The sequence below is a fragment of the Microbulbifer sp. ABE4_465 genome, from assembly GCF_056160765.1.
The window spans coordinates 72,773-87,297 of sequence record NZ_JBSWXV010000002.1 but is presented as its reverse complement, the minus strand read 5'-3'; the positions used below and the strand labels follow the sequence as shown (position 1 = coordinate 87,297).

Here is a 14,525-nt window from a genome sequence, read left to right as displayed (position 1 = left end):
CCACTGTTATTTTTCTAGTGGGCTTTTCTTCAGGAATTAATTAACGGCTTTTATCTGATCCAGCAGATCGCCAACATCGGTGCCCTTGTAGCTATCGTGCAGCGGCTTCACCGCGTCGATGAAGGGCTGCTTGTCCGGGTAGATCACTTCCACACCGGCGGCCTTCACTGCAGCCAGGGATTCCTCGGTGGATTCCTGCCACAACTTGCGCTGGTAGGCCACGGCTTCATCGACCGCCTTGTTCAGCCATTCCTGCTGCTGCGGCTCCAACTTGTTCCACACCTCGGTGCTGATCAGCAGCAGGTCGGGCACGTAGGTGTGCTCGTCCAGGGTGTAGTACTTGGACACTTCGTAGTGCTTGGAGAGATAAAAGCTCGGCGGGTTGTTCTCGGCACCGTTGACCACACCCTGCTGCAGCGCGGTGTACAGCTCGCCCCAGCTCACCGGGGTAGCGGCGCCGCCCAGGGTGTTGACCATCTTGATTGCGGTCTGGCTGTTCTGAACACGGATCTTCTGGCCGTTCAGATCTGTCGGAGACTGCACAGCGATGTCGTTCATATAGAAAGAGCGGCTGCCCGCATCCAGGTAACCCAGGCCGCGCAGGCGCGCGCGCTCACAGGCCACCAGCAGATCTTTGCCAATCGGGCTCTGCAGCACATTCCAGAAATGTTCGGAATCGCGGAATACGTAGGGAAGGTTGAAGACCTTCATCTCCGGCACGAAGCCCTCCATGGGGCTGGCGGAGACCTTGGTCATGGCCAGGCTGCCGATCTGCAGCAGTTCGATCAGCTCGCGCTCGCTACCCAGCTGGCCGCCGGAATAGATATCGATCCGCATGGTATCGCCAGACAGCTCACGCAGGCGCTCATCCATAAATACCATGGCACGGTGTACGGAATGCTGCTGGTCCAGGGTGTGAGCCAGCTTCAGGGCCACCTGGTCGTCCTGGAAGCCGCAGCTGGCCAGAAACAGGGTGGTGCCGACCAGGGCCGCAGTGCGCATCTGCCGCCAGAATCTTCTCATTATCATCGTTGTGACCTGTGATCTATTTCTTATCGGGTACAGGTTTTCCGGTGTGCCTATTTAGAGGGCAAGCTCGTTGCGGACAAAGCTCGCAACGGAGCCCGGAATCCATCGGCAGACCAGATTGGTCATACCATCGTAACAACAACTGGTCTGCGGGTGCAATCTTCTTGCTCCCGCGCACCCGGTGCCGCCGGGTGCCTGTGCTGAAAGTTGTGCCAGGCAGAGCAGGCGCAACCAAATAGGCGTCGAATAATACGCCATAATGACGCTTTTTTGACCGTTAATTCGGGCCGCACGCGGATTTCCGCATGACCAATCAGCAGAGCTCGGCAACCGGCGTGCTTCTCTCGGCGTCCGCTGCCAGGTATTCGGTGCGCGGGATAATAGCGCCGCGGTGACCGATCACCCTGGCCGCACAGCGGTTGCCCGCCGCAATCGAAGCCTCGGGGCTGGCACCCTGCAGGCGCGCGGCCAGGTATCCGGCATTGAATGAGTCACCGGCACCGGTGGTATCCACCACGCTGCTGACCGGCGGCACATCGATGGCGGTAAGCTCTCCCTCGTACTGCAGCAGCACCGGCTCGGCACCGCGCTTGATCACCAGCTCGGATACACCGAAGCCGCAATTGCGTTTGGCGCACTGCCCGGCGCGCTTGTCGCCCCACAGGGCCTGCTCATCCTCAAAGGTCAGCAGGGCCATATCGGTCTGCTGCAGGAACTCCGCCACCACTTCCCGTGCCGCCTCGGCGGAATCCCACAGGCGCGGGCGGTAGTTGCTGTCGAAAGCCACACGGCCGCCGGCGGCGCGATACTCCTTGAGGAATGCCAGCAGCTCGGCGCGCGCATCCGCACTCATGATGGCGAGGGTGATACCGGACAGGTACAGGCAATCCATGGTGCGCAGATGGGCCTTCAGGGCCTCGCGGCGGTCGGCATCCGCAAACAGCTCCCGCGCCGGTGCCTGGCCGCGCCAGTAGGTGAAGTAGCGCTCACCATCCGGGGTGTTCTGAATCATGTAGAGGCCCGGACAGCGGCCCGGCAGGCGTGCGATAGCACTGGCATCGATGGACTCACCCGCCAGGCGTGTGAGCACTTCCTCACTGTAGGGATCATCCCCCAGCAGGGTCACGTAGCTGACGCTGACACCACCGCGGGCGATGTACACCGCGGTGTTGTAGGTGTCGCCGGCATACGATTGCGCCAGCAGTGGCTTGCTGCCACCGGATTGCTCCTGAACCGACGCCTGCGGCGCCAGTTCCACCATTACTTCTCCCAGTGCTGCCAGCTTCACTTCACTCTCCCATACGCCCTGCGGCGCGATATTCGTTTTATTGCCATGTATTTATCGTTAGCTTACATGGACGATTTGGCAGGCAATCACGGCCTCCCCAGTGGGTATATTCTCGCCGAAATCAAAATGCCTTACCAGAATGGTTGACTGGTATAACCAATTTTTGGCACCATGGCAACAATCGCTGCTCACCACAGACTCGCAATCACGAGGTGTAGCGAGCATCGAGGTTTTCTCCATCGCCTGGCGCACCGGGCACAAGGGGCTGGTTTGGACCCCTTCTGCCTTTGATTCGCGCATACCGCCCGCTCCCGCCGCAGCCATTGCTGTGCGGTGAGCCGGGCTCTTTTCTTTTTGGGGCCCGATCCGGCCCAGATGAATTCCCGGCGCTGGCAAAACCACACAACAATAAACGGACCCGGCCTCAGCCCATTCAATACACACGAGCCGCCGGTTCCCAATGGCAAACCCGAAATCTGGAAGCATCCACATGACACGCCCTCTGATCCTGCATCCCGACCGTCTGTTTCCGGCCGACCAAGTAAGCCGGGATATCGCGCGCAATCTTTACCAGAGCGTGAAAGATCTGCCGATCATCAGTCCGCACGGTCACACCGATCCGTCCTGGTTCGCCGAGAACCAGCCCTTCGGCAACCCGGCCAACCTGCTGATCCGCCCGGATCACTATGTGTTCCGTATGCTCTACTCCCAGGGCGTTCCCCTGGAGAGCCTCGGCATCCGCACCCAGGACGGCACCCCGGTAGAACAGGACCCGCGCAAGATCTGGCAACTGCTGGCGGACAATTACCACCTGTTCCGCGGCACCCCGTCGCGCACCTGGCTGGATACCGTGTTCCACGATGTGTTCGGGCTGGACGTTCAGCTGAACAGTGAAACCGCAGAGCTTTACTACGAGCGTATCGACAGCGAACTGAAAAAGCCGGAGTTTCTGCCGCGCGCGCTGTTCGAGCGCTTCAATATCGAAGTAATTGCGACCACCGAATCCCCGCTGGACGATCTGCGTCACCACCAGAAGATTCTGGACAGCGGCTGGAAAGGCCGTGTGATCACCGCCTTCCGCCCGGACCCGGTGCTGGATCCGGATTTCGAGGGCTTTACCGATAACCTGGCGCAGCTGGCCGAGATCACCGGCGAAGATACTTCCACCTGGTCCGGTTATCTGGCGGCCCTGCGCAACCGTCGCGAATTCTTCAAACAGATGGGCGCGACCTCCACCGACCACGGTCACCCCACCGCGACTACCGCGAACCTGTCTGCGGCGGAAGCCGAGGCGCTGTTCCTGAAAGTCAGCACCGGCAAAGGCTATGCGCAGGATGCGGAACTGTTCCGCGGCCAGATGCTGACCGAGATGGCGCGCATGAGCATCGAGGACGGTCTGGTGATGCAGATCCACCCGGGCTCTTTCCGCAACCACAACAAGGTGGTGTTCGAGCGCTTCGGCCGCGACAAGGGCTGCGATATTCCTTCCCAGACCGATTACGTACACGCGCTGCAGCCGCTGCTGGAAGCGGTGGGCAACGAGCCGAACCTGAGCATTATTCTGTTCACCCTGGACGAGACCAGCTACAGCCGCGAACTGGCACCGCTGGCGGGTCACTACCCGGCGCTGAAGCTGGGCCCGAGCTGGTGGTTCCACGATAGTCCGGAAGGCATGCGTCGTTTCCGCGAGCAGGTGACCGAGACTGCCGGTTTCTACAATACCGTTGGCTTTAACGATGACACCCGCGCGTTCCTGTCCATCCCCGCCCGTCACGATGTGGCGCGCCGCATGGATTGTGTGTGGCTGGCGCAACTGGTCAGCGACCACCGCCTGCAGGAAGACGAGGCCTTCGAACTGGCTGCAGACCTCGCCTACAACCTGGCGAAAAAAGCCTACAAGCTTTGATTGGTAGAAAGAAATGAGCCAAGAAAGACTCAGCAACAAACTTCTGGAAGACCTCCCCGCCGAGGTGATCAAGCCGGCCTACGACCGCAACGAAGTCACTACCGGCATCGTGCACCTGGGCATCGGTGCATTCCACCGCGCACACCAGGCGTGGTACACGGAAAACCGCATTGCCGGCGGTGAAAAGGACTGGGGCATTGTGGGCGCGAGCCTGCGCTCCGCCGGTGTGCGCGATCAGCTGGTGCCGCAGAACGGTCTCTATTCCGTGGTGGAGAAATCCAACGCGGGCACCAAGGTGCAGATCGTCGGTGCGGTGAGCGATGTGCTGGTGGGCCCGGAAAGCCCACAGCAACTGCTGGAGCTGATGGCTCAGGAAAGCGTGCGTATCGTTTCCCTGACCATCACCGAGAAAGGCTACTGCCACGATCCGGCGAGCGGCGACCTGAACCCGCAGCACCCGGACGTGATGCACGATCTGGCCAACCCGCAGGCGCCCAGGTCTGCTCTGGGTTACATCGTCGGCGCCCTCGCTCTGCGCAAGGCGCGCGGCCTACCGGGCTTTACCGTGCTGACCTGCGACAACCTGCCGTCCAACGGCAAGTTGCTGGGTAACGTGCTGGGACAGTTCGCGGAGAAAGTCGACAGCGAACTGGCGGCGTGGATTGCGGAGAACACCACGACACCATCCACCATGGTGGACCGTATTGTGCCGGCGACGACCGACGCGGATCGCGAAGAGCTGGAAGCACTGATCGGCTGTCGCGATGAGGCGGCGGTAATGACGGAGCCTTTCGCCCAGTGGGTTGTAGAAGACAATTTCCTGCGCGGCCGCCCGGAGTGGGACAAGGCCGGCGCGACCTTTGTGGACGATGTGGAAGTCTACGAGCTGATCAAACTGCGCCTGCTGAACGGCAGCCACTCCATGCTGGCCTATAGCGGCTATCTGGCTGGCTGTGAGACTGTGGCGGATGTAATGGCGGTACCAGCCTTCAACAAGCTGGCGCTGCACTTCATGAAGTCCGAGGCGACTACCTCTATCGACGTGCCCGCCGAGTTCGATATTGCCGCTTACCAGGCAGAACTGATCGAGCGCTTCGAGAACCGTGCCCTGCGCCACCGCACCTGGCAGATCGCCATGGACGGTTCGCAGAAGATCCCGCAGCGCTGGCTGGGCACCCTGCGCCACCAGCTGGCGAACAACGGCCCCATCGCGGTACTGAGTTTTGCACTCGCCAACTGGATCCGTTACGTATCCGCGGTGGACGAGAAAGGTAATGCCATCGAGGTTTCCGATCCGCTGGCGGCGGAACTGAAAGCCATCTGCGATCAGTACAAGCCGCAAGGAAATGAAGCGCTGGCCGCGAACTTCCTCGCGTTTACCCCGGTGTTCGGTGACGACCTGAAGCAGAGCGCACCGCTGCAGGAGGCCGTGGTGAACTGGCTGAACAAGCTGGATGCACAGGGCACACTGGCCTGTGTGGAAGAGGCGTTTGCAAGTTTGTAATTTTGTAGATCTGTACGTTTTTTGCGATCTATCTGCCGGCGGCTGTTCGCTTTCCAGCTTCAGTAATGCCGGCCTTTCCTTCGGGAATCAAAAGTTTGTCAATTTCAATCCCGCAGCCTGTGCTGCGGAATTTTTTTATGCCTCAAACATTAATGCACTTTCGGCTTTGGCTTCTGATCGCCCGATTCCTTGTCCTGCCCCAGCGGGTTGTCTTCGCCGAAGCGGCTGGCATCATGGGCGGGATTATCCGGCCCCCAGGCATCTTCGTTTTGCATATTCGGCAGATGGTGCGCGATACCGCGGTGGCAATCGATACACGTCGCTTTGCCGGTTGCCAGCTCGGTGGAATGCATCTTGCGCGCACGGGCGCTCTGCACACTGAAATCCATATACTCAAAGTCGTGGCAGTTGCGGCACTCCAACGAGTCGTTGGCCTTCAGCCGCGCCCACTCGTGCTGCGCCAGCTCCAGGCGTTTGTCGAGAAACTTCTCTCGCGTATTAATGGTACCGAAAATCTTGCCCCACACCTCTTTTGAGGCCTGCATTTTACGGGCGATCTTGTGGGTCCACTCATGGGGTACATGGCAGTCCGGACAGGTGGCGCGCACACCGGAACGGTTGGTCCAGTGAATGGTACCTTTCAGCTCTTCGTACACGTTGTCCTGCATCTCGTGGCAACTGATACAGAATTTTTCCGTATTCGATACTTCCAGCGCAGTATTGAATCCGCCCCAGAAAATAATCCCGGCGATAAAACCACTCAACAGCAGAAAGCCGAGGCTGAAAGCCGTGGCCGGGTGGCTGAGGGTATGCCAATAGCCTTTAATCCAGTTAATCATCGCTCAGGTCCCGGATCAGTTACTGGGAAGGTTGCTGTTTCTGATTGCGCATCAGAATATCCACATCCTTGAAGGTGTTACCGACGGATGATTTGGCTTTGGTTTGCGGAACATGACACTGCAGACAGAAGTATCGACGCGGCGCCACATCCGCCAGCACCTGAAAATCGCGATCCATAAAGTGGGTGATACTGATCATCGGCGCGCCGCTCACACCGGTCTGGATACGGTTGTGGCATTCCAGGCAGCGGTTTACATTCTTGTTGATTTGATAGTCCCGAATGGTATGGGGAATCGTGGGCGGTTGCTCCGGGTATGCGCGCACTCGCCTACCGTCGGCATTCACCGGATCCGCCAGCTGCGGGGCCGGATTTTCTTCAAACAGGGTGCCGCCCTTCCGAATACCGTCCGGCCCCGGCGTTGCCGGAAACTGCTCCGCGATGGTTGCCAGGCCACATACAAAAACGACAAGGGCGACGGCGATGGAAAATACCTGCTTTCTGCTCATGATCGCTACTCAGTTCTAAGTTTGCTTCTCGGGCTGGCCCACTCAGGCCAGTGAAACCAGTTCCAGTTTCACGGCGCACTTTTTGAAATCCGTCTGTTTGGAAATCGGGTCCGTCGCATCCAGAGTCACTTTGTTGATCAGCCGCTGGGCATCAAAGAACGGCACATACACCAGCCCCTTGGGTGGCCGCGCGCGGCCACGGGTTTCCACCCGCCCAATCATTTCGCCGCGCCGGCTGATGACCTTGATATCACTGCCGCGACGGAACCCCTTGGCCTGGGCGTCGTCCGGGTGCATATACACCACCGCGTAGGGCACAGCACTGAACAGCTCGGGCACCCGCTGGGTCATGGAGCCGGTATGCCAGTGCTCCAGTACGCGGCCGGTACACAGCCAGAAGGGATATTCCTGATCCGGAGATTCCGCCGGTGGCTCGTAGGGCAGTGCGAAAATACGTGCGCGACCGTCTTTGTTACCGTAAAACTGCACGCCCGCACCTTTTTTCACATAGGGGTCGTAGCCTTCGCGGAAACGCCACCGGGTTTCCTTGCCGTTCACCACCGGCCAGCGCAAACCGCGCACATTGTGGTAAACATCAAATGGCGCGAGATCGTGACCATGGCCGCGACCAAATTCCGCGTACTCTTCGAACAGGCCTTTCTGGATATAAAACCCGAAGGCATCGGCCTCGTCGTTGGCAAAACTCTTGTCCCGCTGCTCGTTGGGGAAACGGTTGGCATGGCCGTTGGCAAACAGCACGTCGTACAGGGTCTTGCCCTTGTAGCCGCGCACTTTGCTTAATTCTTCCGGCCAGACTTCATCAGTAGTGAAGCGCTTGGAGAATTCCACCAATTGCCACAGGTCCGACTTACTTTCGCCCGGCGCTTTTACCTGCTGATGCCAGAACTGTGTGCGCCGCTCCGCGTTGCCGTAGGCACCCTCTTTTTCTACCCACATGGCCGTGGGGAGAATCAGGTCCGCGGCCTGCGCGGATGTCGTTGGGTAGACGTCGGAAACAATCACGAAGGTATCGGGGTTGCGCCAACCGGGCAGTAACTCCTGCATCAGGTTGGGGCCGGCCTGGGCGTTGTTGGAAGCCTGGGTCCAGTAAACTTTTAGCTTGCCGTCTTTCAGTGCGCGGCTCTGGGCAACTGCGTGGAAACCCGGCTTCGGCGGAATGGTGCCCTTGGGCAGACGCCAGATTTTTTCTGCGGTCTCCCGGTGCTTGGGATTGGTCACCACCAGGTCTGCAGGCAGGCGGTGCGCAAAGGTACCAACTTCCCTCGCGGTACCGCAGGCAGAAGGCTGACCCGTGAGTGAGAAGGGGCTGTTACCAGGGCTGGAAATTTTGCCGGTAAGCAGGTGAATGTTGTAGACCATATTGTTGGCCCAGACACCGCGGGTGTGCTGGTTGAAGCCCATGGTCCAGAAAGACATCACTTTGGTTTTCGGGTCGGCGTAAAGCTCAGCCAGTGCGGTGAGGCGTTCTTTGGAAACACCGGTTTCCTGGGCCGTTTTCTCTAGCGTGTAGGGCTTCAGAAAATCCGCATACTCCTCGAAGGTCATATCCTCCCACGCATTCGCCTTGTCGCGCCCGGTGGCCTTTTTCTCACGCGGATCATCATCCCGCAGGCCATAGCCGATATTGGTTTCACCGCGCACAAAACGCGTATGCTTTTTGACAAACTCCTGATTGACCTTGCCATTTTCAATAATGTAATTGGCAATGAAATTCAGGATATGCAGATCGGAATGCGGATTGAATACGATGGGGATATCCGCCAGCTCGAAACTGCGATGTTCATAGGTGGAAAGTACTGCGACTTTGCAGCCGGGGTGGGACAATCGGCGATCGGTCACCCGCGACCAGAGGATCGGGTGCATCTCCGCCATATTGGAGCCCCACAATACAAAGGCGTCAGCGGCCTCCATATCGTCATAGCATCCCATGGGCTCGTCGATACCGAAAGTGCGCATAAACCCGGCAACGGCAGAGGCCATACAGTGGCGCGCGTTGGGGTCGATATTGTTGGTGCGGAAGCCGGCTTTCATCAGCTTGCTGGCTGCGTAGCCTTCCCACACGGTCCACTGGCCGGAACCGAACATGCCCACAGACTCTGGCCCGTGATTCTTGATCGCCTCTTTGTATTTCTGCTCCATGATGTCGAAGGCCTGATCCCAGGACACCTCGGCAAAATCCCCGGTCTTGTCGTACTTGCCATTTTTCATGCGCAGCAGTGGCTTCATCAGGCGGTCACTGCCGTACATGATTTTCGACAGGAAGTAGCCTTTCACGCAGTTGAGGCCGCGATTCACTTCCGCCTTGATATCCCCGTGGGTAGCGACAACCCGGTTGTCTTTGGTGGCCACCATCACACTGCAACCTGTGCCGCAAAAGCGACAGGGTGCCTTGTTCCAGCTCAACTCATTGGCGCCGCCCTTGCTCACCAGGTTCTGGGTTTTTGCCGGTACTGCCAAACCTGCAGCCGTTGCTGCGGCCACCACGGCACTGGCTTTGGTAAATTCACGTCGGGTGATGGCCATGTCACATTTCTCCCACAATTTTTACCGGTTGCGCGGCGTCACGTTCGTTCATTACCGATGCTTCTGTCGATGCGTCCTCGGCCAGCTCGTCGTCGATATCCGCCAGCGACAACTCCTCGTGATACACCATCACCACATTCAGTACGCCTTGCTGGTCTTTGATGGTTTCGATCAGAGGATTGATCTGGTGGTGGTCGCGGGTTTCCACAATCACCACCAGCTTGCCGGCCTCGTCAGCCAGGTGGATTTCCAGTTCGGCTTGCGAGTCAAACCACTGACTGACTGATTCCACAAACTGCGGTCGCACATGTACCAGCAGGCTGACGATATGCACGCTTTCCACAGGGTTTTGACCGTCATGGCAATGACTCGATTTGACGTCTGTCATCCGTTTTCTCTCGTATTCATTTTCCGGTTCACACTGGATGCGACCCGGGTTTTCAAGCGGCAATTCGGTTGATTGAGGAAAGGCGGTCAGGTCGGCGGTCCGGGCGGACCGAAAATCATCTGCAGTATCCACACCGTAAAACCATAACCACCGACAATGGCCACAGCGAGGATGGGAAACAGGAACACAAGGATAAACAGCACCAAACGCCCTTCACGCTTGCGCTGCTCGCTGGTGGTTACCGATTTTTGCTCTGCCAAGGGGTCACCCTGTTCATTACGAAATGAATATGGACTGGCACCGGATATAAACAATGGCTGTTTGCAGCACTGTTCATATTCCTTTAGGAACAGAGACCTCGGCGCCAGTTTGCGCATCCTTTTTTGAGTCTAGAAAGGGCTGGTCATCCCATAAGAAGAATGAAAAGAAAAATGCGGGAAAGCCTTCGGAAAGGAAAAAAAGAGGCCGGGCAAAGCCCGGCCTTAAAGATATGCGGAAATGAGAATTACAACTAACTGCATTCAATGGCGGCACTCTCATTTATGCGCGCCATGGCGCGGTTGAAATCCGCCACCAGCCAGCTGGTGGGGGATCCACCCGGCGCGCTGATGCCATCGCCATAGCCGTCGATCACATCCGCCAGGTTTGCGGTAAGTTCTGCGGTCACCGAGCCCGGCTGGGTAATGGTGCCCTCGGTGGGATTCCAGAACTGGGAATCCACTTCGCGGCTGTTCCAGATCAGACCGGTTTTGATATTGGAATTGTCGTCTTCAATGGTGAAGTCCGCACGGAAGGTGTCGTTTTCACGACGCACTTCCTCGTGACGCAGGGTCGGGCCAGACCATACGTAGTTGGATGGATCGAGCATATCGAAGCCATAGGACATCTCGGCGATATCACCATCTTCCTCGAAAGAATAGGTAAAGCGGTGGCCCTCGGCGGCGGTGATATTGTAGCGATACTGCTCTTCAACGTGATCGGAAACCGCATTGCCATACATCAGGTTCAAGCGCATATTGTCGGCGAGATCGAATTTACCGGTCAGCACGGTCTGGGTGAAATCCGATTCGCTGAACTGGCCGCGGCTCTCGGAGCGCGGAGTCACGTTATCGAAGGTACCGGCAACGATATAGCGGCCGCTGTCATCCAGGGTCACTTCCACCGGGGAGATACTGCCGAAGGTGTTGCGGAATTGCGCGAAGTAGTTGTATGACGTCACATCCGCCTGCAGGTTGGAATTCAATACATCCAGGGTGAATTCCATAGTTTCGGTGGGGCGGAACTGCACGGAGCCGGTCAGGTCTGATCGCGGTTGAAGGAATCCATACGCGGCAGACGCGGCACCCACATGTAATCAAGTTGTTGCGCCTGATCAATGGCTTCACCCGGGTAGTTTGCGCCGGGGTTCGGGGTACCGTTAATGATGGTCTCCGCATCGGTATTCGCCCAGCTGCGACCGCCATTACTGGCGGCACCGGTCCAGCGCACGGAACCAAAACCTTCCTGACGCACATTGCGCTCGGAATAGGCTGTACTGAACAGAACACCCACTTTATCGTCCATAAAGGTGTTGCTGTACATACCGGTAAAACGCAGATTGGATTCTCCGGAGAAATTGTCTGCGGTCAGCTGGCCGCCGAAGGAAACGTTCTGTCCGGGCTTTTCGAAGGCGCGCGGTGTAGACAGCTCGACCGTCGACGCCAGGCCGCCCTCTTCCACAGATGCCACTGGTGACTTGTGGATAGTGATGCGATTGAACAGCTCGGACGCAAACACGTTAAAGTCGAAATCCCGCCCGCGGTTTTCACCGCCGGAAGAATCCAGACCACCGGTGCTCGCCGGTACTTCCATACCGTTCAGGGTAGTGCGGGAAAAGCCCGGGCCGAAACCGCGCACGGTGATATTGCGGCCTTCACCGCCTTCGCGGGAAATCGCCACGCCAGGAACCCGCTGCAGGAATTCCGCCAGGTTCAGGTCGGGCATTTTGCCGATATCTTCGGCGATAATGCTGTCGGTGTTGTTGGCGCTCATACGTTTGGTATCCAGCGCGCTCCAAGGACTGGCGGAAGCCGGTTACGGCGATCTCTTACAGTACCTGGTTGTCCAGTTGTGTGTCTTTGTCGGCTACTTCCTGGGCATACGCAGGGGAAGCAATGGCCATGGCCAGAACAAGTGGTTTTATTGTGTAGTTACTCATCTCTAGTCCCTTCTCTCATAAAACCGGCGGATTAGCGTTATTGCTTTTGCCGGGTTTTGTTTCTACGTCAAAATTTTTCCCGGCACCCTCGACCGTGCAACGACTCAACCACTTCACTGCAAATGCCAGACACCGGAAAACCTCCGAACACAGACGCACCTCCGCAGACGGAAGAATGCCGTTCAGGTACCTACAAACACTGAAAAAACTTTACGCAACTGACGGGCCCGCATACCCGATAACCAAAACAAAACCACGGGCTCGCCCCGGAACCCTGAGTACCGATCAAGAAAACGCTACGCACATACCGCTTTCACAGGGCAAATACAGAAAGGGGTTGCCCCTCTCCGCCCTCTCTCTCGTTCGAAAACGAAAGCTGAAAGCAACAAACAATCGGCTGAGGTACAGCCTTGGAAAGACATTGGTAACCCGGTAGGGCTACGGAAAGCACAAATCTAAGATTGGATACAGCGGCACCGGAGAATTCGCCGTGTGCCGCGGTATCCAGATATCACTCAATTACTCATTGCTGGGCTTGCCGATGGTGGCGAGGATACCCCCATCCACGTAAACCACCTGGCCGTTGACGAAATTGCTCGCGTCACTGGACAGGAACACCGCGGCGCCCTGCAGGTCTTCCGGGTTGCCCCAGCGGCCCGCCGGTGTACGGCCAATAATGAAATCGTTGAACGGGTGGCCGTCGACACGTATCGGCGCGGTCTGGCTGGTGGCGAAGTAGCCTGGGCCAATACCGTTCACCTGGATATTGTGACGCGCCCACTCCGTCGCCATATTCTGGGTCAGCATTTTCAGGCCGCCCTTGGAGGCTGCGTAAGCGGACACGCTGTCGCGACCCAGCTCACTCATCATCGAGCAAATGTTGATGATCTTGCCCGCGCCGCGCTCGATCATACGGCGCACCACCGGGCGGCTCATTACCATCACGCCGGTCAGGTTGGTTTCCAGAACCTTGTTCCACTCGGACAGCTCCATTTCCAGCAGCGGTACGCGGCGGATAATACCGGCGTTGTTGACCAGCACATCAATCGGGCCCTGCTCCTGCTCGATCACCGGCACCATTTCGTTCACTTCGTCTTCATTGGTGACGTTGAACAGGTAGCCGTGGGCGTCGTAGCCTTTTTCACGCAATTGCGTTACGGCGCCGTCGAGCTTTTCCTGGGAGGAGTGACCGGTGATCACCAGTTTGGCACCCGCGTTGCCGAGGCCTTCCGCCATGGCCATGCCGAGGCCGTGGGTGGCACCGGTGACCAGGGCGAGTTTTCCGGTTAAGTCAAACAGTGACTTGGACATTGTTAACTCCAATTCTTTTGGTAGATCCGCTGCGTTTATCTACCCTACGGATGTTCGGTAATTTCTGGATACCGGCCTTCGCCGGTATGACGCCGAAAAGAATTCTTCGTCATCCCGGACTTGATCCGGGATCCAGTTGGGAAATGGATCAACGCAACTCGTGGGGCTGCACAAAATCCATATCATCGTAATCCAGGTTTTCACCCGCCATCCCCCAGATAAAGGTGTAGTTGGCGGTACCTACGCCGGAGTGCAGTGACCAGGTAGGAGAGATCACCGCCTGCTCATTGTGCATCCAGATGGTACGGGTCTGCCGGGGCGGGCCCATAAAATGGCATACCGCTTGATCTTCCGGCACATTGAAATACATGTAGGCTTCCATGCGGCGGCTGTGGGTATGGGCCGGCATGGTATTCCAGACACTGCCCGGCGCCAGCTCGGTCATCCCCATCTGCAATTGGCAGGTCTCGATAACACCGTGTACCAGCAGCTGGTTGATTACCCGCTGGTTGCAGGTTTCACTGGCGCCCCGCTCCATAACATTCGCGTCGGCCTTGCTGACTTTCACCGTTGGATAGGCACGGTGTGCCGGCGCGGAGTTCAGGTAGAACTTGGCCGGATTGGATTTGTCCGCACTATTCAGTTTCACTTCGACGGAACCACGCCCCACGTAGAGCGCTTCCTTGTGACCGATCTCGTGTACCGTGCCATCGACCTCCACGGTCCCGGCTCCACCAATATTGATGAATCCAATCTCGCGGCGCTCTAGGAAATACTCGGAGCGCAGTTCCTCGACGGTTTCCAGTTGTACAGTTTTCTCCACCGGCATGATGCCGCCAACGATCATGCGATCTACATGGGTGTAGGTAAGGCGAACCGTATCCGCCTCGAAAAGTTTCGGTACCAGAAACTCTTTGCGCAGGCGGTCGGTATCGTACTTCACATAGTCACTCGGGTGACTGGCGTAGCGCTCTTCAAATAGAGTTGTCATGTTCATTCCCAGTAGTACTT

13 protein-coding genes are annotated in these 14,525 nt (G+C 57.7%); 2 read left to right on the top strand and 11 right to left on the bottom strand.

The annotated features are described in order from the left end of the window. Positions 1–36 precede the first annotated feature (36 nt). Together ACXAG1_RS04100 and ACXAG1_RS04095 are read right to left on the bottom strand one after the other, a co-directional pair. Positions 37–1,023, bottom strand: a complete 987-nt coding sequence (locus ACXAG1_RS04100; protein ID WP_475093915.1) for a TRAP transporter substrate-binding protein — start codon at positions 1,021–1,023, stop codon at positions 37–39. 319 nt (positions 1,024–1,342) lie between these two features. Then, entirely contained in the window at positions 1,343–2,317 is a 975-nt protein-coding gene (locus ACXAG1_RS04095; protein ID WP_475091588.1) for a sugar kinase, read from the bottom strand. Between the two features lie 490 nt (positions 2,318–2,807). Here ACXAG1_RS04095 and uxaC point away from each other — a divergent pair, with 490 nt between their 5' ends. After that, complete coding sequence (gene uxaC, locus ACXAG1_RS04090) at positions 2,808–4,223, top strand: glucuronate isomerase (RefSeq protein WP_475091587.1); 1,416 nt, start codon at positions 2,808–2,810, stop codon at positions 4,221–4,223. Between the two features lie 13 nt (positions 4,224–4,236). Beyond that, positions 4,237–5,727 carry a mannitol dehydrogenase family protein gene (locus ACXAG1_RS04085; protein ID WP_475119006.1) on the top strand — a complete coding sequence of 497 codons (1,491 nt, stop codon included), beginning with the start codon at positions 4,237–4,239 and terminating at the stop codon, positions 5,725–5,727. A gap of 149 nt (positions 5,728–5,876) precedes the next feature. Here the strand turns inward: ACXAG1_RS04085 and ACXAG1_RS04080 are convergent, their stop codons facing one another. From ACXAG1_RS04080 to kduI, 9 genes are all read right to left on the bottom strand, one after another. Then, the gene (locus ACXAG1_RS04080; protein ID WP_475091585.1) at positions 5,877–6,566 is read right to left on the bottom strand and encodes a cytochrome c3 family protein; all 690 of its coding nucleotides are present in this window, start codon (positions 6,564–6,566) and stop codon (positions 5,877–5,879) included. Between the two features lie 19 nt (positions 6,567–6,585). Further along, positions 6,586–7,074: a nitrate reductase cytochrome c-type subunit gene (locus ACXAG1_RS04075; RefSeq protein WP_475091584.1), complete on the bottom strand. Its 489-nt coding sequence runs from the start codon at positions 7,072–7,074 to the stop codon at positions 6,586–6,588. Between the two features lie 42 nt (positions 7,075–7,116). Continuing rightward, positions 7,117–9,618: a nitrate reductase catalytic subunit NapA gene (napA, locus tag ACXAG1_RS04070; RefSeq protein WP_475119005.1), complete on the bottom strand. Its 2,502-nt coding sequence runs from the start codon at positions 9,616–9,618 to the stop codon at positions 7,117–7,119. Between the two features lies 1 nt (position 9,619). Beyond that, on the bottom strand, positions 9,620–10,006 hold the full coding sequence (locus ACXAG1_RS04065; RefSeq protein ID WP_475091582.1) for a chaperone NapD: 387 nt from the start codon (positions 10,004–10,006) through the stop codon (positions 9,620–9,622). Positions 10,007–10,092: 86 nt separating this feature from the next. Next, positions 10,093–10,266 carry a periplasmic nitrate reductase, NapE protein gene (locus ACXAG1_RS04060; protein ID WP_475091581.1) on the bottom strand — a complete coding sequence of 58 codons (174 nt, stop codon included), beginning with the start codon at positions 10,264–10,266 and terminating at the stop codon, positions 10,093–10,095. Positions 10,267–10,517: 251 nt separating this feature from the next. Then, entirely contained in the window at positions 10,518–11,270 is a 753-nt protein-coding gene (locus tag ACXAG1_RS04055; RefSeq protein WP_475119004.1) for a hypothetical protein, read from the bottom strand. 32 nt (positions 11,271–11,302) lie between these two features. Then, a complete protein-coding gene (locus ACXAG1_RS04050) occupies positions 11,303–12,037 on the bottom strand; it encodes a TonB-dependent receptor plug domain-containing protein (protein WP_475119003.1) in 735 nt (244 codons plus the stop codon). Positions 12,038–12,722: 685 nt separating this feature from the next. Next, positions 12,723–13,514 carry a gluconate 5-dehydrogenase gene (locus ACXAG1_RS04045; RefSeq protein WP_475119002.1) on the bottom strand — a complete coding sequence of 264 codons (792 nt, stop codon included), beginning with the start codon at positions 13,512–13,514 and terminating at the stop codon, positions 12,723–12,725. A 148-nt stretch (positions 13,515–13,662) separates the two neighbouring features. After that, on the bottom strand, positions 13,663–14,505 hold the full coding sequence (gene kduI / locus ACXAG1_RS04040) for a 5-dehydro-4-deoxy-D-glucuronate isomerase (RefSeq protein ID WP_231758659.1): 843 nt from the start codon (positions 14,503–14,505) through the stop codon (positions 13,663–13,665). Between the last annotated feature and the right edge of the window lie 20 nt (positions 14,506–14,525).